This is a genomic window from Adhaeribacter terrigena, assembly GCF_016623615.1.
Classification (GTDB): domain Bacteria; phylum Bacteroidota; class Bacteroidia; order Cytophagales; family Hymenobacteraceae; genus Adhaeribacter_A; species Adhaeribacter_A terrigena.
In genome coordinates this window covers 535733-556185 of sequence record NZ_JAEHFX010000001.1, presented here as the reverse complement: position 1 = coordinate 556185, position 20453 = coordinate 535733, and the positions used below count along the sequence as shown (strand labels likewise).

Annotated in this window: 16 protein-coding genes; 10 read left to right on the top strand and 6 right to left on the bottom strand. The window is 47.2% G+C overall.

What is annotated here, in order from left to right; translation table 11 throughout:
* The first annotated feature begins 104 nt into the window (after positions 1-104).
* The 4 genes from I5M27_RS02265 to I5M27_RS02250 all read left to right on the top strand — a co-directional run bounded on the left by I5M27_RS02265 (position 105) and on the right by I5M27_RS02250 (position 4208).
* The gene (locus I5M27_RS02265; protein ID WP_200504400.1) at positions 105-1664 is read left to right on the top strand and encodes an acyl-CoA carboxylase subunit beta; all 1560 of its coding nucleotides are present in this window, start codon (positions 105-107) and stop codon (positions 1662-1664) included.
* Positions 1665-1823: 159 nt separating this feature from the next.
* Positions 1824-2894, top strand: a complete 1071-nt coding sequence (locus tag I5M27_RS02260; protein WP_200504399.1) for a M42 family metallopeptidase — start codon at positions 1824-1826, stop codon at positions 2892-2894.
* A 33-nt stretch (positions 2895-2927) separates the two neighbouring features.
* Positions 2928-3149: a hypothetical protein gene (locus I5M27_RS02255; RefSeq protein WP_200504398.1), complete on the top strand. Its 222-nt coding sequence runs from the start codon at positions 2928-2930 to the stop codon at positions 3147-3149.
* A gap of 270 nt (positions 3150-3419) precedes the next feature.
* The gene (locus I5M27_RS02250; RefSeq protein WP_200504397.1) at positions 3420-4208 is read left to right on the top strand and encodes an ABC transporter substrate-binding protein; all 789 of its coding nucleotides are present in this window, start codon (positions 3420-3422) and stop codon (positions 4206-4208) included.
* A 61-nt stretch (positions 4209-4269) separates the two neighbouring features.
* Here I5M27_RS02250 and aroA read toward each other — a convergent pair whose 3' ends face one another.
* The 4 genes from aroA to I5M27_RS02230 all read right to left on the bottom strand — a co-directional run bounded on the left by aroA (position 4270) and on the right by I5M27_RS02230 (position 7892).
* A complete protein-coding gene (aroA, locus tag I5M27_RS02245; RefSeq protein ID WP_200504396.1) occupies positions 4270-5508 on the bottom strand; it encodes a 3-phosphoshikimate 1-carboxyvinyltransferase in 1239 nt (412 codons plus the stop codon).
* On the bottom strand, positions 5505-6539 hold the full coding sequence (gene aroB, locus I5M27_RS02240) for a 3-dehydroquinate synthase (RefSeq protein WP_200504395.1): 1035 nt from the start codon (positions 6537-6539) through the stop codon (positions 5505-5507). Before aroB ends, aroA begins: the two co-directional genes overlap by 4 nt.
* Positions 6540-6690: 151 nt before the next feature.
* Positions 6691-7254 (bottom strand): DinB family protein, encoded by a 564-nt coding sequence (locus tag I5M27_RS02235; protein ID WP_200504394.1) that lies wholly within the window; start codon positions 7252-7254, stop codon positions 6691-6693.
* A gap of 59 nt (positions 7255-7313) precedes the next feature.
* Complete coding sequence (locus I5M27_RS02230) at positions 7314-7892, bottom strand: Crp/Fnr family transcriptional regulator (RefSeq protein WP_200504393.1); 579 nt, start codon at positions 7890-7892, stop codon at positions 7314-7316.
* A 175-nt stretch (positions 7893-8067) separates the two neighbouring features.
* On the opposite strand from I5M27_RS02230, the gene I5M27_RS02225 reads away from it, so the two are divergent.
* A complete protein-coding gene (locus I5M27_RS02225) occupies positions 8068-10737 on the top strand; it encodes a cation-translocating P-type ATPase (protein ID WP_200504392.1) in 2670 nt (889 codons plus the stop codon).
* Positions 10738-11373: 636 nt separating this feature from the next.
* Here I5M27_RS02225 and I5M27_RS02220 read toward each other — a convergent pair.
* Entirely contained in the window at positions 11374-12456 is a 1083-nt protein-coding gene (locus I5M27_RS02220) for a bifunctional 3-deoxy-7-phosphoheptulonate synthase/chorismate mutase type II (RefSeq protein ID WP_200504799.1), read from the bottom strand.
* A 195-nt stretch (positions 12457-12651) separates the two neighbouring features.
* Here I5M27_RS02220 and I5M27_RS02215 point away from each other — a divergent pair, with 195 nt between their 5' ends.
* The 4 genes from I5M27_RS02215 to I5M27_RS02200 all read left to right on the top strand — a co-directional run bounded on the left by I5M27_RS02215 (position 12652) and on the right by I5M27_RS02200 (position 17833).
* Complete coding sequence (locus tag I5M27_RS02215; RefSeq protein WP_200504391.1) at positions 12652-13839, top strand: proline dehydrogenase family protein; 1188 nt, start codon at positions 12652-12654, stop codon at positions 13837-13839.
* Between the two features lie 2 nt (positions 13840-13841).
* Positions 13842-14639, top strand: coding sequence for an energy transducer TonB (locus I5M27_RS02210; protein ID WP_200504390.1), 798 nt, complete (start codon positions 13842-13844; stop codon positions 14637-14639).
* Between the two features lie 211 nt (positions 14640-14850).
* On the top strand, positions 14851-15381 hold the full coding sequence (locus tag I5M27_RS02205; protein ID WP_200504389.1) for a hypothetical protein: 531 nt from the start codon (positions 14851-14853) through the stop codon (positions 15379-15381).
* A 304-nt stretch (positions 15382-15685) separates the two neighbouring features.
* Positions 15686-17833, top strand: a complete 2148-nt coding sequence (locus tag I5M27_RS02200; protein WP_234462348.1) for a carboxy terminal-processing peptidase — start codon at positions 15686-15688, stop codon at positions 17831-17833.
* Positions 17834-17923: 90 nt separating this feature from the next.
* On the opposite strand, the gene I5M27_RS02195 is transcribed toward I5M27_RS02200, so the two are convergent.
* The gene (locus tag I5M27_RS02195; RefSeq protein ID WP_200504388.1) at positions 17924-19081 is read right to left on the bottom strand and encodes a trans-sulfuration enzyme family protein; all 1158 of its coding nucleotides are present in this window, start codon (positions 19079-19081) and stop codon (positions 17924-17926) included.
* A 275-nt stretch (positions 19082-19356) separates the two neighbouring features.
* On the opposite strand from I5M27_RS02195, the gene I5M27_RS02190 reads away from it, so the two are divergent.
* Complete coding sequence (locus I5M27_RS02190; RefSeq protein ID WP_200504387.1) at positions 19357-20388, top strand: hypothetical protein; 1032 nt, start codon at positions 19357-19359, stop codon at positions 20386-20388.
* The last annotated feature ends 65 nt before the right edge of the window (positions 20389-20453 follow it).

Here is a 20453-nt window from a genome sequence, read left to right as displayed (position 1 = left end):
TCCCACCCCAAAAACTCATCCCTCCCGAAAAAACCAATCCAAAAAATAGTAATGCCGGCATACTTTAATAAATTTGGGGTCAGAATTAAATTTGAACGGATACCATGCCAAATTCCCATACCGGAACTCCCACCGAAATTTTAGCTAAAAAGAATGCCGAAGCCCTCTTAGGCGGCGGCCAGGACCGCATTGATGCCCAGCACAAAAAAGGCAAACTTACTGCCCGCGAACGCATCAGCTTATTAATGGACGAAGGCTCTTTCGAAGAGATCGGCAAGTTTGTAATGCACCGCTCCAAAGATTTCGGCCTCGATAAAGAATACTATTTAGGCGATGGCGTGGTAACCGGCTACGGCACCGTAAACGGTCGTCTGGTATACGTTTTCTCCCAGGATTTCACCGTTTTAGGCGGCTCGCTTTCCGAAACCCACGCCGAGAAGATCGTTAAAATTATGGAGCTGGCCATGAAAAACGGCGCTCCGGTAATTGGCCTGAACGACTCCGGCGGAGCCCGTATCCAGGAAGGCGTAGTTTCTTTGGGCGGTTACGCCGATATTTTCTACCGCAACGTACAGGCTTCCGGCGTAGTGCCGCAGATCTCTGCCATTATGGGTCCGTGCGCGGGCGGTGCAGTATATTCTCCGGCCATCACCGACTTTATTCTGATGGTGGAAAATACCTCGTACATGTTCGTAACCGGACCAAACGTAGTAAAAACCGTAACCCACGAAAACGTAACTTCCGAAGAATTGGGCGGCGCAAGCACGCATAGTGCGAAAAGCGGCGTTACGCATTTCTCCTGCGCCAACGAAGTGGAAGCCATCAACAACATCAAGGCACTTTTAAGCTACATGCCGCAGAATTGCGAAGACACGGCTCCGGCGGTGCCTTACGAAGCGCAGGAAGACGAAACCCGTCCGGCGCTCGATACCATCATCCCTGCCAACGCCAACCAACCTTATGACATGCGCGAAGTGATCGAAGGCATCATCGATGCGGATACGTTCATGGAAGTGCACAAGAATTTCGGCGAAAACATTGTGGTAGGTTTTGCCCGTTTAGCCGGCCGCAGCATCGGTATTGTGGGCAATCAGCCTGCCGTTTTAGCCGGAGTTCTCGATATTAACGCATCTACCAAAGCTGCCCGTTTCGTTCGATTCTGCGACTGCTTCAACATTCCGCTTTTAGTGTTGGAAGACGTTCCGGGCTTCCTGCCGGGCACCGACCAGGAATGGCGCGGCATCATCACCAACGGCGCAAAATTATTGTATGCGTTCTCCGAAGCTACCGTGCCACGCATTACCGTAATTACCCGCAAAGCCTACGGCGGCGCGTACGATGTAATGAACTCCAAGCACATCGGCGCGGATATGAACTACGCCTGGCCAACCGCCGAAATTGCCGTTATGGGCGCGAAAGGTGCTGCCGAAATCATCTTCAAACGCGAAATTGCCGCCTCAGAAAATCCGGAAGCCAAACTGGCCGAAAAAGTAACCGAATACCAGGAGAAATTCGCCACGCCATACCGCGCCGCGCACCGTGGTTTTATAGACGAGGTAATTACGCCTTCCGAAACCCGCACCAAGCTGATCAAAGCATTTAAAATGCTGGAAAATAAAGCGGTGAAACTTCCGCGCAAGAAACACGGCAATATTCCATTGTAGTTTCGTTAATCATTTCTCCAATACAAAAAGGTTGTTCCTCATTCGGGGGCAACCTTTTTTTTCGTTATATTGGCCTCCCCAAAACGCTATGTTTTTAGACCCAAAAAGTACGACTTGCGTAAGGGGCACATTAACATTTGCTTTGCATATCTGAAAATTATGAGAAAAGAATCCTTCGATTTTTTAGAGAAATATTTAAACAACGCCTCCCCTACCGGTTTCGAAGCCGAGGGCCAGAAACTGTGGCTTGAATACCTGAAACCGTACGTAGACGAATATTTTGTAGACACCTATGGCACTGTAGTCGGCGTGATCAATCCTGAAGCGGAATACAAAGTGGTAATTGAAGCGCACGCCGACGAAATTTCCTGGTTTGTGAATTACATTACCGACCAGGGTTACATTTACGTGCGCCGCAACGGCGGTTCCGATGCCATCATTGCGCCAAGTATGCGCGTGAATTTCCACACCCGCAAAGGCATCGTGAAAGGCGTTTTTGGCTGGCCGGCCATTCACGTACGCAAAGTGGAAAACGATAAAGCCCCAACCGTAGAAAACATTTTCATCGATTGCGGTTGCAGTACCAAAGCTGAAGTGGAAGAACTGGGCATCCACGTGGGAACGGTAGTTACTTTCACCGACGAACTGATGGTGATGAACGACAAATACTACGTAGGCCGTGCATTAGACAATAGAATTGGCGGTTTCATGATCGCGGAAGTAGCCCGAATGATAGCAGAAAACAAGAAAAAACTGCCCTTCGGATTGTACGTGGTAAATGCGGTGCAGGAAGAAATTGGTCTCCGCGGTGCCGAAATGATCGCGCACCGTATCAAGCCAAACGTAGCCATCATTACCGACGTGTGCCACGACACGCAAAGCCCGATGTACGACAAAAAGATCAGCGGCGACCAGCATTGCGGCAAAGGTCCGGTTTTAACCTACGGCCCGGCGGTGCAGAACAACCTGCTGCAAATGATCATCGATACAGCCCAGAAAAAGGAAATTCCATTCCAGCGTGCCGCCGCCACAAGAGCCACCGGCACCGACACCGATGCGTTTGCGTATTCTTCCGATGGCGTAGCTTCGGCTTTGATTTCTTTGCCCCTGAAATACATGCACACCACCGTAGAAACCGTGCACAAAGACGACGTAGAAAATGTGATCAAACTCATGTACGAGTTTATTTTGCAGCTCGAAGCCGGCCAGGATTTCCGGTATCTGAAGTAATTTTCTAATTAATTAACCCTAAACGAAAAGGAAATGGCAAGAGTAATTGAACTTAGAAGACAGAATAATCTTCCTGGATTTGAGAGTAATATTGTACTCAATTATAATTCAGACAATGAATATTTTGTGATTTGGAACTCCCCTGCTGACCGTCCTGTAAATCCAAGAGTAAATAAACAAAACATTAATCTGGATAGAGCTCATGCAATTGAATTAAGGGATAGACTTAATGAATTTATTAACCAAAGCAATTAATTACAATTAACCAAAAACACCTCACATGCTATCGAAATTGTGAGGTGTTTTCATTTAAAAACATTTCTCCTTTTAAATTCTTAATTTCATATTTAAAAATCTTACTTCACCGATCAACTCCAAACGGCTATCCTTTTAACCGAAAAGCTATAACTTTGGTTAGTGGCGCATAGACCAAAGCACTGCAACTGAAAAAAGGCAGCATTTTACCATTAAAAACTCCTACCCGGAAAATCGTAAACCGTCAATCCAAAAACGTAAATCACCACCGTGCCCACCTTCACCGACCAACTCCAAAACGCTATCTTTTTAGCTGAAAAACCCAAACGGATCATCTCGCTGGTGCCTTCGCAAACGGAGCTGCTTTTCGATCTGGGGCTGGAAAACGAAGTGGTGGGCGTTACCAAATTCTGCATTCACCCTTCGGAAAAAGTAAAACCCAAAACGAAGATCGGCGGCACCAAGAATTTCAATTTCAAAGTTATTGATGAATTGCAACCGGATCTGATCATTGGCAACAAAGAAGAAAATTACCAGGAAGGCATCGAAAAGCTGGCCGAAAAATACCCGGTCTGGATGAGCGATATTTTTACTTTGGAAGATTCTTTAGACATGATCCGGAAAGTAGGGGAACTAACCGGAAAAGCTGAAAATGCTATCGAAATTGCCTCCAAAACTGCCACTGCTTTTGCTCAATTGCCGCAACCTAAAAACAAAATCCAGGCCGCCTATTTCATCTGGAAAAACCCGTACATGGCCGCCGGCAGCAACACGTTTATAAATGATATGCTGCAGCGCTGCGGTTTCGAAAACGTATTTGCCCATGCCGAGCGTTACCCGGAAATCGGTATCGAATTGCTGCACAAAAGCCGGCCGGAAGTGATTCTGCTTTCTTCCGAACCCTACCCTTTTCAGGAAAAACATTTTCAGGAATTTCAGCAGATTTGTCCGGAGGCAAAAGTGATGATCGTAGACGGTGAAATGTTCAGCTGGTACGGCAGCCGGTTGTTCAAAGCGCCGGAATATTTCCTAAAGCTGCTGGCGGCTTTCAGGAAATAAACAGGTAGAGACTATCAGTCGCCCTTTGGCGAGTTTTTTTTTGCATAGCATTCCTGGCAAACTAAATTCCTTCCACCACAAACCCCACTTTCCGCAATTCATTCCAAAACTGCGGGTACGATTTCTTCACCACTTCCGGATTTCCGATTTGAATTTCCTGAAACAAAGCAAGCGGGGCAAATGCCATCGCCATGCGGTGATCGTGATACGTTTGGACGGCAATTTTTCGCCCCAAAACGCTATCATTTTTCACTAAAAAAGTACCGGGTTTGGTTTCCATTAACGTAGCGCCAAATCTAGCCAGCTCGGTTTGCAAAGCAGCAATGCGGTCGGTTTCTTTGATGCGCAGACTTTCCAGGCCGGTCATTTCCAAAGCTATATTTTTTGCCGCAGCCAGCACCGCAAAGGTTTGCGCCAGGTCCGGAATATCGGAGAAATCGATGGCAATTTTTTCAGCTGTTTCAGCAGTTTTCGTAAGCAAAATCCCTTCTTTCAGAAAAGTCGTTTTTACACCGAAATCCTTCATTAGTTCCGCCACTTTGCTATCGCCTTGCAGGGAATTTTCTTTCAGACCAGTTAACAGAATTTCTGATTTTTTCGCCAGTGCCACCAGGCTGTACCAATAACTTGCCGCCGACCAATCTGCTTCCACTGAAAATGTTCCGCCTTCATAAGTTTTGGGCGCAATTTCAATATCGTTTCCTATGAAACTGGAAGAAATGCCGAACTGCTGCATCAAAGCCAGCGTCATTTCAATATAAGGCCGCGAGGCAATTTTTCCTGCAAGTTCCAGCCGCAAACCATGGGGCAAAACCGGTGCGCATAACAACAATGCCGAAATAAATTGGCTGCTCACATCGCCGCGTAATTTCACATTTGATTTGCCAGAAAACTTCGGCTCAAAACCCTTAATTTCCAATGGCGGAAAACCTTCCTGACCCAGATACTTAATTTCCACGCCCAATTCCCGCAACGCATCTACCAATATCCCGATCGGGCGATGACACATGCGTTCGGTGCCGGTTAAAACTTTTGGCTGGTTGGTTAAGCTGAAATAAGCCGTTAAAAAGCGCATCACTGTGCCGGCATCTTCGGCGTTGATTTCCTTTTCCGAAGCATGCAAAAGCCGTTGCAGCAAAACCGTATCGTTCGCATCCGATAAATTTTGGAGCGTGATTCTTTCCGGGCTTAAGGCCTGAATAATAAGCGCGCGGTTGCTTTCCGATTTAGATGCCGGCAGCTGAACCGTGCCTCGTAAAATGCCCGTGGGGTGCGAAATTGAAATCGAGATTCCGCTCATATCAATTGGTAATACCGCAGGGATTTTTCAACTTCTGCCAGCGTAACGGGTTGGTCGTAAACGGGCTTGCCAATACTTTCCAACAGCACGCAATTAATAGTGCCCCGGAAATTTTTTTTATCCTGTTGCAGAAAAGGTAAAATCCCGGCAATATCTTCGGGCGTAAGTTTCACTTTCTCGAAAACCGAAGCCAGGAATGTTTCGATCTTGCTTAATTCACTATTGCTGAGCAAGCCTTTTTGTTCCGATAAATAACTTTCGCATAGCAAGCCCACCGCAATAGCTTCGCCGTGCAAAAGTTCGCGGCCGGGTTGCTGCAAAAAATAACTTTCTGCGGCGTGCCCCACAGTATGCCCGAAATTCAGCACTTTGCGCAAACCGTTTTCCAGCGGATCGGCTTGCACGATCCGGCTCTTAATTTTCACCGCTTCCGGAATTAATTCCTGCCAGTCGGCAGCCAGCAAACCGTTCCAGCGCTGGGTTTCAAAAGCGGCCGCATCGGCAATAAGCCAGTGCTTGATCATTTCCGCATAACCCGATTTCAGCTGCCGGCCCGACAAGGTTTCCAGAAAAACGGGATCGATAAAAACACTCGTAGGTTGCTGAAAAATACCCAATTGGTTCTTAAACCCGGAAAAATCGACGCCAGTTTTACCGCCCACGCTCGCATCTACCATTGCTAAAAGCGTGGTAGGCACGTTTACGAAGGTGATGCCGCGTTTGTAAAGTGCTGCACAAAAACCACCCATATCCCCGATTACGCCGCCGCCCAGATTCACCACCACGCTCCAGCGGTCAAATTGCTTTTCAGTCAGGAATTGCCAGATCGTTTCGCAGGTTTGCAGCGTTTTGTTGGCTTCGCCGGAGGTAATTTGCAAAATTTGGTGTTCCGGCAGGAATTTCTTTACCAGCGGATAGCAATCGCGGCGGGTATTTTCATCAGCCAAAACCAGCACCTGGCTAAAAGCTTTATTCTGCAAAAATTCCTGAAGTTTGGGAAAGGCTTCGGCTCCGAAGAAAATATTTTCCATAACCCGAAGGTACGGAATTTGTCAGGATTTGGCTTGCAGGAGTTGCCGGAAACAGCAATGTTCTACGAGTTAAAACCCGTGGAAACTTTGCAAAAACGCTATGGTTTTAAGGCTAAAAGGTGCCACCCGAATTTTGATCTGGTTTTAAAGTTTAAGCTGCTGCATTTCTACGAGTCGTTACTTCCGCCAGAATTCGTTGCAGTTGCAGAAAGTGCCGTTGTTCGTGCAAAACCATAAAAAGCAGCGTTTCGCCGATGTTCATTTTCAGCAAGCGGAAAAACTCAACCGGAACAGCTTTTTTACCCAGATCGGTCTGTCCTGATTTTTGCAACAGTGAAAGTAATTGCTGTTGGTTTTTCAGAAATTCGTCTACCACTGAAGCGTGCAGCAACGAGCCCTGAGGATTCATTTTCTTCATGGTTTTGTGCTTTTTGGTATTGTTCGGCGCGATCATTTCCACCGATTTTTTCCCGATCCAGGTTAGCGTTATTTCCGAATTGCCCTTCGCAGATGAATTAGTAGCAAGGGCTTTTTCCAGTGCCGGGTTGTAATAATTGCTGTAGCGGTTCAGGTGCTCCAGGCATTCGAGCAAACTCCAGCCGCCGTTGGCCGGCCGTTGATTCAGCTTTTCGATCGGCAGCTTTTTGAGTTCTGTTTCGGCAAATTGAACGATCGTTCTTACCTCACGGGTTAATTGGTCTAAAGTAGGATTCATGGCGTTTCGTTTTTTAAACAAAGATACTGCCGCCGCTTCCCCGGAAACCTTGACGTGGATCAAGATTTCCAAGCCGTTGCTTTTTTCAGGCGGCTCAGCGTCTCGGGTTCCATTTTCAGATACGAGGCCACGTACCGTTGCGGAATTTGCTGCAACAACTGCGGACTGCGTTTCAATAACCGTTCGTAACGTTCGGCATTGGAAGCCAGGTGCAATTCCACTTCCCGCGCCATCATGCCCAGTAAGGCCTGTTCGGTCAGTTTATGCCACACGTCTTTAAATTTCGGCAGCGTTTCCAGCAGCATTTTCCAATCGGAATAATTCAAAGAAAGCAGCTCGGTTTTTTTAATAGCTTGTAAATAAAAATCGGAAGGCTTGCCGGTAATAAACGAAGGATATGCGATCAGGATCGTGCCGGGATAGCCAAAACCCACGCAAATATCCTTGCCGTTTTCCAGGTAATGAATGGTTTGCGTGCCTTCCAAAACGAAATGCACCTGCGTTTCCACTTCACCGGCCCGCACAATAAATTCGCCGCGATTAAATGTTTGCCTCCGGCTCCAGAAGCTGGAAATCTGTTCCAGTTCGGAAGCGGTGAAATTGGCGAGTTTGGAAAGAAAGGTGATGAGCTGCTGCAATCGAAAATCTGGTATGTTCTTAAACGCTATTCAATTTACATAAAAAACTCTAAACCAACTTTTCTTTCCGTTGTTTCAATTTCCTGAAAGCATTCCTTTTAACCCCAATTACTTTTCCGGTTAAAAAACGTACCGTTTTAGGAAGCCTTTTCCTTTGAAAAAGGCAAACTGCACCATGATAAACCAAAATTGGCATACCCTTTCCGGTGAAGAAACGCTAGAAGCCCTTCAAACTTCCCCTGCCGGACTTTCCACCGAAGAAATTGCGGCGCGCAAGGAAAAATACGGCCCCAACGAATTGCAGGAAAAAGGCGGAAAAAATCCGCTGAAAATGCTCTGGGAACAATTCACTCAAACCATGGTGCTTATTTTACTGGCCGCAGCGGTTATTTCATTTTTCTTAGGCGAAACCATAGAGACCATTGCGATCCTGGCCATTGTGGTGCTGTTTGCGGTGCTGGGGTTTGTGCAGGAATTCCGCGCCGAAAAAGCCATGGCTGCCCTCAAAAAAATGTCGGTGCCCACCGTGCGGGTGCGGCGCGGAAACAAGGTGCAGGAAATTGCCGCCCCGGAGCTGGTACCCGGCGATATTCTGCTGCTGGAAGCCGGCAACATCATTCCCGCCGATATGCGATTGCTGGAAAGTGCCAGCCTCCGGGTGCAGGAAGCCGCGCTTACCGGCGAAGCGGAAGCAGTCGAGAAATTTTCCCAGGCTTTGGAAATAGAAGACCTGCCGCTCGGCGACCGTAAAAACATGGCTTACCTGGGCACCAACGTAACCTATGGCCGCGGGGTGGGCATTGTAACGGGCACCGGCATGCAAACCGAGCTCGGCAAAATTGCCACCTTGCTGCAGGAAGTAAAAAACCTGCAAACGCCTCTGCAGCAACGCCTCGACCGGCTGGGAAAAATGCTGGCTTTGATCGGAGCCGGCGCGGCGGCGCTCATGCTGGGAATCGGGGTTTTACTGGGCGAATCGCCGGAAGAAATGTTTCTGACGGCCATTAGTTTAGCCGTTGCCGTGGTGCCCGAAGGTTTACCGGCCGTAGTTACCATTACGCTGGCCATCGGCGCCAAACGCATGCTGAAACGCCACGCCTTGATCCGCAAACTTCCTGCCGCCGAAACGCTGGGTTCAGTAACCGTGATCTGCTCCGATAAAACCGGTACCCTCACCGAAAACCGTATGACCGCCACTACCCTCAAACTTCCGGATCAACACGTAGAACTCGAAGATCTTCAGGAGAAAAGCGGACATTCCGAAACGGTAAAAATGGCGCTTTGCATTGGTGCCTGGTGCAACGACGCCACGCTTTCTACCAACCCCGAACACGAAGAGTTTACTATTATTGGCGACCCCACCGAAGGCGCTTTACTTGTTGCCGCCGCCCGGGCTGGTTTGCAATGTCATTTCGAAAACATGCCCCGTGTAGGTGAATATCCTTTCGATTCGGATCGCAAACGCATGTCTACGGTGCACCGGTTACCTGAGAATTCGCCCGGCTCTTTTTTTGAATTCTGGCGCGACACTAATTTCATGGCTTTTACCAAAGGCTCCGTAGACGGGTTACTCGAAATCAGCAGTCATATCTGGGTAAACGGCCAAACCGAAAAACTATCCGAAGCCTGGCTAAACCAGATGCAGCAAGCCAACGAAGCCCTGGCGCGCGAAGGCGTGCGGGTATTGGGTCTGGCCTACAAAACGCTATCGGAATTGCCTCAAAAACCCGAAGCTGACCTGGAGCAGGACCTGATCTTTGTGGGCATGATCGGCATGATCGATCCGCCGCGCGCTGCCGTAAAACCTGCCGTAGCCCAATGCCGCAAAGCCGGGATCCGCCCCATCATGATCACCGGCGACCATCCGCTTACGGCTGCTGCCATTGCCCGCGAACTGGGTATAACCGAAAATTTCAAAGCCCTTAACGGCGAAGCACTGCTACAGCTTTCAGAAGAAGAACTGCGGGAGGCAGTAAAGGAAGTTTCAGTGTTTGCACGCGTTTCGCCGGAAGATAAATTACGCATCATTTCGGCTTTACAGGCCAATGGTGAAGTAGTAGCCATGACAGGCGACGGGGTGAACGATGCGCCCGCCCTGAAGAAAGCCAACATTGGCGTGGCCATGGGCATTACCGGCACCGATGTTGCCAAAGAAGCTTCTGACATGGTGTTACTGGACGATAATTTTGCCACCATTGTAGCCGCCGTGGAAGAAGGCCGGGTTATTTACGATAACCTGCTGCGCTTCATTAAATTCTCCTTAGGCGGGAACCTGGGAAAAGTGTTCGTAATGCTGGCCGCACCTTTATTCGGAGTTCATATTGCCCTGCGACCTCTGCAACTGCTCTGGCTCAATTTACTTACCGACGGTTTAATGGGCTTGGGTTTAGGAACGGAGCCGGCCGAAAAAAACACCATGAGCAGGCCACCCCGCCACCCTGACCAACCCGTACTCACCGCCCCGGACCTGCGCTATGTACTTTGGTCAGGATTTCTGATCGGGATCATCAGTTTGGGTACGGGTTACTTTTACTACGATCCCGGAAATCCGCAAGACCAGACCTGGCAAACCATGATTTTTGCTACCATCGGTTTTACTCAGATCGGGAATGCCTTTGGGTTAAGAGCCAACGTAAAAAAGCCATTCTCAGTAAAAACCAACCCGCTATTCATGTTAATGACTTTCGTTACGATCGGATTACAATTGCTAGCCATCTATTTCCCGCCCTTACAAAAAACATTCGGGCTCGCACCGCTTACAGCGCAACAATTAGGCATCAGTTTCGGCCTGGGTATCTTACTTTTTATTGCCAACGGCTTAGAGCGGATGCTGAATAAAAAATGAGTTTATCAGAATCAGAATTTTCTGGATTACAGGATTTTCAAGACAATTATCTGTATCAGAATTTGCAAAATTTAAGGATTTACAAAATTCAAAAAGCCCTCCCCTGATTTTTAAGAGGGCTTTTTGAATTCGTCAGCTAAAGGACAATGAAATTGAACACGATTTTTAGGATTTATGAGATGGACAGGATTTCTTGTTTAAATCTGAATTTTCAGAAACGAAGTTCGGCGTAGCCAATAAGAGAATTAAAAGAATTTCTTTTTCAAATTCCTTTCACACATATCGCCAGCGCAGCGTAACCTGAAATCAAGGCCTGAAGAAAAGTAGCCTAAAAAGAAGCGAGCTACGAAGGGAAACTGACACCAGTTTCTGTGCGAGCGGCCTCCAAGACTTCCGGTGCCACAGGCAGCCCGCAAGGGCAGGAAGGGTTGCAGCCGCGAGCGCAGAAACGAAGCCACCCGGCTTGAGGGAGAAAGCTCAATTGAAAGTAAAATGCTTGTAGTTAAGAACAGAAATTAGCTATAAAAACGCTATCCTTTCAAGTTCCAAAACTCAATAGTTAACCTCACTACTAACTTGATGCGATCTCTCCTGACGTCGGGATGACGAAAAACGCTATCCTTTCCAGCAAAAAAACTACCGCTCCATAATCTCCGTTTGCTTTCGGATAGATTCCAGATGAATTAGTTTATACAATTCCTCTACAAATTCCGCATTCATCCCCATTTTAGCGGCCCATTCGGGGCGGGTTTTAAAAATTTCGTTCCAGCGCTCCATTTGCAGAATGGTTACGTTGTTTTGCTTTTTATATTCGCCTATCTTTTCTACCAGCGCCATGCGGCGGGCCAGCATTTCAATTATTTCGCGGTCGGCATTGTCTATTTTTTCCCGCAACTCTTCGGCGCAATTCTGAAATTCCGGGTTGGGGCTATTCGCGCTTCTTACCTGCAAACGGGTCAGCATTTCGGCAAAAGCGGCGGGGGTGAGTTGCTGTTCGGCATCGCTTAAGGCCACAGCCGGGTTCGGATGTACTTCTACCATCAGGCCATCGTAATCCAGATCGAGGGCCTGCTGCGTGAGCGGCAAAATATGCTCGCGGCGCCCGCCAATGTGGCTCGGATCTACAATTAAAGGCAGGTTTTTATAACGGGATTTCAGTTCGATGGGGATCTGCCAGAGCGGCGCATTGCGGTAGCGGTTCTCGCCTAAAACCGAAAAGCCCCGGTGTATGGCTGCCAGACTCCGGATGCCCATATTATAAAACCTTTCCAAAGCCCCGGCCCATAAAGCCAGATCGGGGTTTACCGGATTTTTTACCATTACCGGAATTTCTACCCCGCGCAAAGCTTCCGCCAATTCCTGTACCACAAACGGGTTTACAGTAGTCCGGGCGCCGATCCACAACACATCGATGCCGTATTTTAGCGCCAGTTCGATGTGCTGCGGCGTAGCCACTTCTACCGAAACCGGCAAACCAATTTCGGTTTGCACGCGCTTCAGCCATTGCAGCCCGATCTCGCCAATGCCTTCGAACGTGCCGGGTTTGGAACGCGGTTTCCAGATGCCGGCGCGAAAAAGATCGATGCCGGTATTTTTTAAAGCAAAGGCCGTTTCTAAAACCTGCGCTTCCGATTCGGCGCTGCAGGGCCCGGAAATAAGAAGCGGACGACGGTTATTTAAAAGCTGCGAAAAATAATTCTGGTGCGGGTTCAGTTCCATAAGCTGCGTGTACTGGGCAAAGGCGGCGCGGGTTTTCAGCCCCGAAACCATAGCGTTTTTAACCGGAAAATATTGCTGCTTCTGCTCAAAAAGATCGGAAGGCAGGGTTTCGGGCTGGCCGGAAATAAGCATAAACCGTGTTCAATCCGGACGTTTTTGCGTATCTTTGCAGCTGTAAAATTACCTTATTTTTAAATGAAACCGAGTCAAAAAGTTTCTTTCGACGATACCGCCGTTGCGTTTGCATCCAAGTCTGATTTTGAGCTGCAGAAAATGTACTGGCTTTTTGCTACCATGAATAATAATTTCCTGGTAAAAACCGGCGGCCCGATCCTGGAAACGGCTTTTAAATGGCATCTGCCCGTTAAATTCCTGGTGAAGCCTACCATTTTCGAACATTTCTGCGGCGGCGAAACCATTCAGGAATGTACCGGCACCATCAATAAGCTGGCCGAATCGCACATCGGTACCATTCTGGATTATTCGGTGGAAGGCGAAGGCAACGAAAAAAGCTTTGACCATACCCGCGATGAAATTATTGCCACTGTTGAAAAAGCGGCCGGCAACAAAGCCATTCCGTTCTCGGTCTTCAAAATTACCGGCGTAATCGATACCGTTTTGCTGGAAAAAGTGCAGGAAAACAAAACGCTTTCGGAAGCCGAAAAAACGGCTTATGACCGGGGCCGCCAGCGGGTAGATTCGATCTGCAAACGCGCTTTTGAAAAGAACGTCCGTATTTTTATTGACGCTGAAGAAAGCTGGATACAGGAAACGATAGACCAGCTGACGTATGAAATGATGGAAAAATACAATAAGCAGAAAGCCATCGTTTACAATACCTACCAGCTTTACCGCCACGATCGTCTGGATGTAATTAAGCGTGATTACGACAATGCGCTGAAAGGAAATTATTACCTGGGCGGCAAACTGGTTCGGGGCGCATATATGGAAAAAGAACGCCGCGTAGCTGCCGAACACGGTGAACCCAGCCCGATAAACCCCACCAAAGAAGCTTCGGATAAACTTTACAACGAAGCGCTGAAATTCTGCATCGACCACATTGATAGAATTGCCATTTGTGCCGGCACGCACAACGAAGCCAGCTCGGCACTATTAATGGATATGATGGCGGAAAAAGGCCTGCAACCAAGCGATGAACGGGTTTTCTTTGCGCAGCTGCTGGGCATGAGCGATAATTTATCTTACAATCTGGCCCACGCCGGTTATAACGTAGCCAAATATGTACCTTACGGCCCGGTGGAAGCAGTGATGCCTTATTTACTGCGCCGCGCGAATGAAAACACGGCTATTGCCGGCCAAAGCTCCCGCGAATTCAACCTGATCAGCAAAGAAAAACAGCGCCGCAAAGCCGCAAAGAAGTAAGCATGCACCATTCACGACTTTTACTGCTGTTTTTCATAGCGTTTTCGGTTTGGGTTACGGGTTGTGCACCATCGGTTAAAGTTACAGATTCAAGGCAGCCTTCCACAACTATAACTGCGGGATCGAGAAATGTAACAGTTCTTGAGCACGGACAGCCACGACCTAACGAAGCGGAGTCACTCGGAATTGTTAGAATTTCAGATACAGGATTCAGTACTAACTGTTCATATCCTGAAGTATTAAAACTTGCCAGGGAGGCGACTTTAAAAGCAGGTGGTAATGCCATGCAGATTCTGCAGCATCAAACCCCTGATTCCTGGAGTACCTGCCACCGGATAGAAGTGGCTATGCTTTTTATTCCCGGTATTGCTAATTACCAGCCAGTAAAACCTTCTTCTATTCCGCACCCTGACTTAGAGAAAGTTAAGGCAAGACAAAAATTCCTTTATGATAGTCTCGCTGCAATTTCAGAAGATGTCTTTATCGAACAGCATCCTCAATACCCTGGAGGTCAGGATGCTATGATGAAGTTTTTAAGTTCTTCGGTAAAATATCCGGAAACCGCTATGAGGGATAGAATTTCAGGACAAGTAATTGGTTCTTTTGTTGTTGATCAGAATGGTGAAATTACTGATCCTAAAATCCTTAAAAGTGTACGGGAAGATATTGACCAGGAATTCATTCGTATAATTATGTCAATGCCAGCCTGGAAACCTGGATTTCAAAACGGAAGAGCAGTTAAAGTTCGGTATAATATTCCAATAGACTTCTGGTGTGGAAGATCCCCAAAGAAAAAATAAGACAGCATAATCTCATTTAATTTCACATTTCTAAGAAAGCCGTTGCAGGGAAATCAGACTACCTGCTGCGGCTTTTGCTTTTTAAGCTTTTTCCAGAATTTCCGTAACCAAAAAGTTAACAAGGCGTTTAATGATACTCGGAACCGGAGCCAAAAAGGTTTAGCGGTTTCCTAAATAAGTATTCATTTAAACTTAATTTTTTTACACAACTATGGAAAATACAAGCAATTCAAACCGCATGATGACCGGAATGTTCAGAGACAGAGCAAGTGCAGAACGCGCTTACAGCACTTTACATTCCCGCGGTTATACTAAAGACGATGTGAACGTAATTATGTCGGACGATACCCGTAAAAGACATTTTTCTGATACCCACACCGAAACCGAATTAGGCAACAAAGCCCTTGAAGGTGCTGGTGCCGGTTCTGCCATTGGTGGTACGTTAGGCGCTATTGTTGGTGCTTTAGCAGCCTTAGGTACTTCTGTGGCATTGCCAGGTTTAGGATTGGTAATTGCTGGTCCGTTAGCGGCTGGTCTGGCTGGTGCCGGTGCCGGTGGTTTAACAGGTGGTTTACTGGGTGCTTTAGTAGGCTCTGGTATTCCGGAAGAACGCGCTAAGGTTTATGAATCTGGCGTAAAAGAAGGCGGCATAGTAATGGGTGTAACCCCACGCAACGAAGAAGATGCCCGCTATTTCGAAACAGAATGGAAAAACAGCAACGGCGAGCATATTTATCGCTAAGCCGCGTTTAAAAGTTAAAAATCAATTACACAGAAAAAGCCTCCAATATATTGGAGGCTTTTTTGTGTTTAAAGGTTAATCTGGTTATAAAAGCCCGGCAGGCACTTTTTTTATTGCAAACCATAGCATTTTTCTTCGCTCAATTTCGTTTAAAGAATAATTGCCCTTTTTAAAACAAATTCGCCGGTAAAATTGTCCGGAAACAAACGGAGTAACGGTGTTTTTTTCCGTAGACATATTGCAGGAAAACTGCTGAATCGGGCATTACTTTTGTGTATATTTGAAACGTACTTTAATAGCGCTTATGCATTATTTAAAATCTAAATCAATTTTTATAGCATCACTCTTTTCGGTGATGATGCTATTTGCCTGCTATACATCGCATTCCGGTTCCGGCGAAACGAAAAAGGATCTTTCAGGCCAGGGTAAAAACGAAATTCTGCTGCGCGTACTCATGCAGGGTTTGAATTCAGCGCATTTTCAGCCGGAGAAATTAGACGATAATTTTTCTAAAAAAGTGTACGGCCTGTACCTGAAACGCCTCGACTTCAACAAGAAATTTTTATTGCAGACCGATATCGATAAACTGCAGAAATACCAAACCAAAATAGACGATCACGTACAGAACGGTTCTTACGAGTTCCTGGATGCCAGCACGCGTATTTTCAACGTTCGTTCTAAAGAAAGCCAGGAAATCTATAAAGATATTCTGGCCAAACCTTTTGATTTCAACACCGAAGAAAGCACCGAACTGGATCCGGAAAAACTGAAATTCCCGAAAGACAAAGCCGAACAGCGCGAAGCCTGGCGGAAATACCTAAAATACCAGACACTGGTACAAATGGCCGAACTGATAGAAATGCAGGAGAAAGCACAAGCTAAAAAAGACAATAAAACGCCTGCCAAAACCAACACCGAACTGGAAGCCGAAGCCCGGAAAAAAGTGCTAAAAACTTACGACGACATGTATCGTCGCATCAGTCAGTTCGATCGGAACGACAGCGTTTCGGCTTACATAAACGCCATTGCTAACGCTTACGATCCGCATACCGAATATTTTCCGCCGAAAGACAAAGCCTCTTTTGATATTGCCATGACCGGTCGCCTGGAAGGTATTGGCGCTACTTTAAGTGAACGCGATGGTTATATTAAAGTAGCCGAAATTGTGCCGGGTAGTGCCTCCTATCGTCAGGGCGAACTGAAAGCCGGCGATATTATTCTGAAAGTGGCCCAGGGTAACGAAGAACCGGTAAGCGTGGAAGGCATGCGCCTGGACAATGCTGTGCAATTGGTACGCGGTAAAAAAGGCACGGAAGTTCGCCTGACCGTTAAAAAACCTGACGCTTCGGTAAAAGTTATTTCCATTATCCGCGATATCGTGATCATTGAAGAAACTTACGCGCAATCGGCCCTAATAAATGCAGAGAAACCGGTTGGCTACATTAAACTGCCCGGCTTTTACGCCGATTTCGACAACAAAGGCGGCCGTAATAGCGCCGACGACGTGCGGAAAGAAGTAGAAAAACTAAAAAAACAAAATATCCAGGGCCTGATCCTAGATCTGAGAAATAATGGTGGTGGTTCTTTGCAGGATGCTGTGCAGATGGCTGGTTTGTTCTTTGAGCGCGGCCCGGTGGTGCAGGTAGAAACGAGCGGCTCCGCTCCTACCATTCTGGAAGACCGCGACCCGCAGGTGCAGTTCGATGGCCCGCTGGTAATTATGGTAAACCAGTTCAGCGCTTCGGCTTCGGAAATTCTGGCTGCGGCCATGCAGGATTACAAACGTGGCGTAGTGGTAGGCAGTGCCAACACGTTTGGCAAAGGCACAGTACAGCAGGTTTTCAATTTAGATAACGTAGTGCCAAGTGAATTTAACGCCATTAAACCTTTGGGTTCGCTGAAACTTACTACCCAGAAATTCTATCGCGTAAATGGCGGCGCTACCCAGCTGCGGGGCGTTGCACCTGACATTTTATTGCCAGACATGTACACCTACCTGGAGCAAGGCGAAAAGGATCAGGACTTCCCGCTGCCTTGGGATGAGATCAAGCCGGCCAGCTTCAAACTCTGGAAAGATCAACCCAATATTGCAAAACTGAAAGCCAACTCCACTTCCCGCGTTGCCGGAAATGCAAATTTCAAAATGGTAACCGAAATTGCCCAACGCATGAAACAGCAGTCGGATAATACCAACCGCTCGCTGAAACTGACCACGTTCATGGCTGAAAACAAAAAGTCGAAGGAAGACGCGAAACGCTATGAAGAAGTTGAAAAAGGCAATAAACCTTTGAACATAGCTTCTTTAAAAGTAGATACCGATAAAATTGGTGCCGATACGGTGAAGCAAAATATTAATACCAAGTTTATTAAAAACCTTTCGAAAGACATTTACCTGAGCGAAGCCACTAACATTATTAAAGACCAGTGGGCTGGTGCCAAAGCGGTAAAATAAGTCGTAAATCTGTTAAAAATAGAAAGCCCCGGCAATTATGCCGGGGCTTTTTTATTGCTTTTAGTTTTTGCCGGCTAAACCCTACCGTTTTCAGATCAGGGCAAAAGCCTGGTCCAGGTCTTTTATCAGGTAATCGGCATCTTCCAGGCCAATGTAGAAACGAATGAGGTTGGGCGGCAGGTCAGATTTGTAATTTCCGGCGTTGTAGCTGGCAGCTGTGGGGTAAATTAAACTTTCGTGCCCGCCCCAGCTGGCTGCCATTAAAAAGTGTTTCAGGTTGTCGCAAAAGCGGTCTATTTCTTCCAGATTTTCGGTTTGGAGCTGAATGGTAAACTGCCCGGAGTTATTGCTCATTTGTCTTCTGGCAAGTTCGTATTGTGAATCGGTTGGCAGGAAAGGAAAGAATATTTTCTGCACTTTGGGTTGTTTGGTTAAATAATCTACCACCTTGCGGGTAGTATCGGCTATGCGCTCCATGCGGATTGGCAGGGTGCGTAAACCGCGCAGCAGTAGCCAGGAGTTGAACGGCGAGATAATGCCGCCCAGCGTCATAAATTCCGATTCAAAAATTTTGGTGATGCGCGCATGCGTGCTGCAAATTATGCCGCCCATGGTATCGGAATGGCCGGAAATATATTTGGTAGCCGCATGCACTACAATATCTACGCCCAAAGCAATGGGTTGCTGAAAAAGCGGCGTCGCGTAACTGTTATCGATGATGGTGATGATGTTATGGGCCTTAGCAATTTTAGTAACCGCGGCAATATCCTGCAGTTCGAAAGTGAAGGAATTGGGGCTTTCGAGGTAAAAAACCCTGGTATTGGGCTTGATGGCTTTTTCGAAATTGGCAGCGTCGCGGCCATCTACGAACGTAGTTTCAACGCCAAACTTTGGCAGGTATTTCTTGAGCAGCGTATTGGTCCAGCTATAAGGTTTGGCCACTGAAACGATATGATCACCGGCGTTAACCTGGCTCATCACTGCCGCCGAAACAGCTGCAATACCACTGCCAAAAGCGAGGGCATGTTCGGCTCCTTCCAAAGCGGCCACTTTCTTTTCCAGCAGGTCGGTAGTCGGGTTATTGCCGCGGGTATAAAACTCCACTTCGCTTTCGTGCAGCAAAGCTTCGCGCAGCGCATTTACGGTTTTGCAACTGAAATTACTGGTCTGGATAATTGGCGGCGCCACCGAATTAAAATACATTTCCCGGTCTTCGCCGAGTTCGTTCAGAATGTAAGACAGCTCCATTTTCTAAGGATTAGATTCGCTTTACCTTTAAACTCATTTCAGCGGTTTCTGTTACTTTTCTGCTTTACTGTGCAGGCACTTTTTCCGCCCGAAAGCATAGCTTTTTCCGGTTTTATCAAAACGTTAGCCCTTGATTATCAAACCTTTCCAAATGAGTTAAAAATATTTTCAATTCCCTTTTATTTGATTGATTATCAACGCTTTATAGAATCAAATATCCCCTATTTCAGACCCTGTTTTGCAACTAAAACGCTATGTTTTTTTGTTAAAAAAGTATGAAAAAGCTAACAGATGAAAATGTGATTCCGCTGTTTGCGGAGGAGAAAAAAAACGAAGAAACCTGGCGGAAGTCCATTCCCGCGCAGGTATTCCTGAATTACTTTTCGGCCATTAATTACCATATACAAAATAGCGCTTCGGATGCCGGTTTGCAACACCTGGCTTTCTTAAAAGAACACCAGGCTGAACTCAAAACCGAAGACCAGCAGGCCATTATTAAACTTTTACGCTCCTGCTGGAGCACCGAATATGCGTTGCGTTCTACGGCCGAACTCGGCGATGAGGCATACTTAAGAAATGCCCTGCACTGGACCTTTCCGCAGGCTTACTTTACCGTTTTTGCGGGGTTGCGGGCCTTTTTATACACCCTTGGCGTGCAAACTAACAACGCATCCGTAATTCAGCGGGAAGTTGGCAGATTGGTAGTGCGGAACGCGTACCCGAAAGCCATTGGTTTTTATGCGGCCGGCCATTACAACGATTTTAGTGTGCACCGGTTGCCGCTAGCCGCTTACAAAGCAGGTTTACAAATAGCTGAAAAAGAACTCGATGCCCAGGCGCAGATCGGGCAGTTTTTACGCACCACGCGCAAGCAGAAAGCAACCGCCATCAGAACGCAGCTGCAAAACAACCCGAATACAGCGCTTCGGAACCCGAAAACGAACGAGATCCTGAACCGCTGGAATGCCCAGCACTGGCAGCAAATTACCTGGCGCATGGGTTATACCACGTTCTTCGATCTGCTGAGCCGCTTACAGATCTCTTCGTCGCACCGCGAAATTGAGCGTTTTGTGGAAGCCGATATCGATTTTAGTTTATTCCATGAATCGTTACTTAACATTGTAAGCTACCTGAATGGCATTCATGAAAGCTACGTGGCCAAAGCCATTGGGCTGGAGAAATACGAACAGATCCTGGAAGAATTGCCGGCGCACCTGAAAGATGGCTATGTTGCCGCCCGCTTCCGCGAAAAGATCGTACCGCTATTCGGCAACGAACAAAACTACCAATTCGGCCTTGCAGCTTAATTTCGTTATTCGTTGTCCGATTTAACAAAAAGCCCTGCAAATTTTGCCGGGCTTTTTTACTTAAA

Excerpts from the sequence above, each read along its gene's own strand:
- I5M27_RS02265 (WP_200504400.1), top strand. The coding sequence starts at position 105 with ATGCCAAATTCCCATACCGGAACTCCCACCGAAATTTTAGCTAAAAAG.
- I5M27_RS02260 (WP_200504399.1), top strand. The coding sequence starts at position 1,824 with ATGAGAAAAGAATCCTTCGATTTTTTAGAGAAATATTTAAACAACGCC.
- I5M27_RS02255 (WP_200504398.1), top strand. The coding sequence starts at position 2,928 with ATGGCAAGAGTAATTGAACTTAGAAGACAGAATAATCTTCCTGGATTT.
- aroA (WP_200504396.1), bottom strand. The coding sequence starts at position 5,508 with ATGAGCGGAATCTCGATTTCAATTTCGCACCCCACGGGCATTTTACGA.
- aroB (WP_200504395.1), bottom strand. The coding sequence starts at position 6,539 with ATGGAAAATATTTTCTTCGGAGCCGAAGCCTTTCCCAAACTTCAGGAA.
- I5M27_RS02235 (WP_200504394.1), bottom strand. The coding sequence starts at position 7,254 with ATGAATCCTACTTTAGACCAATTAACCCGTGAGGTAAGAACGATCGTT.
- I5M27_RS02225 (WP_200504392.1), top strand. The coding sequence starts at position 8,068 with ATGATAAACCAAAATTGGCATACCCTTTCCGGTGAAGAAACGCTAGAA.
- I5M27_RS02220 (WP_200504799.1), bottom strand. The coding sequence starts at position 12,456 with ATGGAACTGAACCCGCACCAGAATTATTTTTCGCAGCTTTTAAATAAC.
- I5M27_RS02215 (WP_200504391.1), top strand. The coding sequence starts at position 12,652 with ATGAAACCGAGTCAAAAAGTTTCTTTCGACGATACCGCCGTTGCGTTT.
- I5M27_RS02210 (WP_200504390.1), top strand. The coding sequence starts at position 13,842 with ATGCACCATTCACGACTTTTACTGCTGTTTTTCATAGCGTTTTCGGTT.
- I5M27_RS02205 (WP_200504389.1), top strand. The coding sequence starts at position 14,851 with ATGGAAAATACAAGCAATTCAAACCGCATGATGACCGGAATGTTCAGA.
- I5M27_RS02200 (WP_234462348.1), top strand. The coding sequence starts at position 15,686 with ATGCATTATTTAAAATCTAAATCAATTTTTATAGCATCACTCTTTTCG.
- I5M27_RS02195 (WP_200504388.1), bottom strand. The coding sequence starts at position 19,081 with ATGGAGCTGTCTTACATTCTGAACGAACTCGGCGAAGACCGGGAAATG.
- I5M27_RS02190 (WP_200504387.1), top strand. The coding sequence starts at position 19,357 with ATGAAAAAGCTAACAGATGAAAATGTGATTCCGCTGTTTGCGGAGGAG.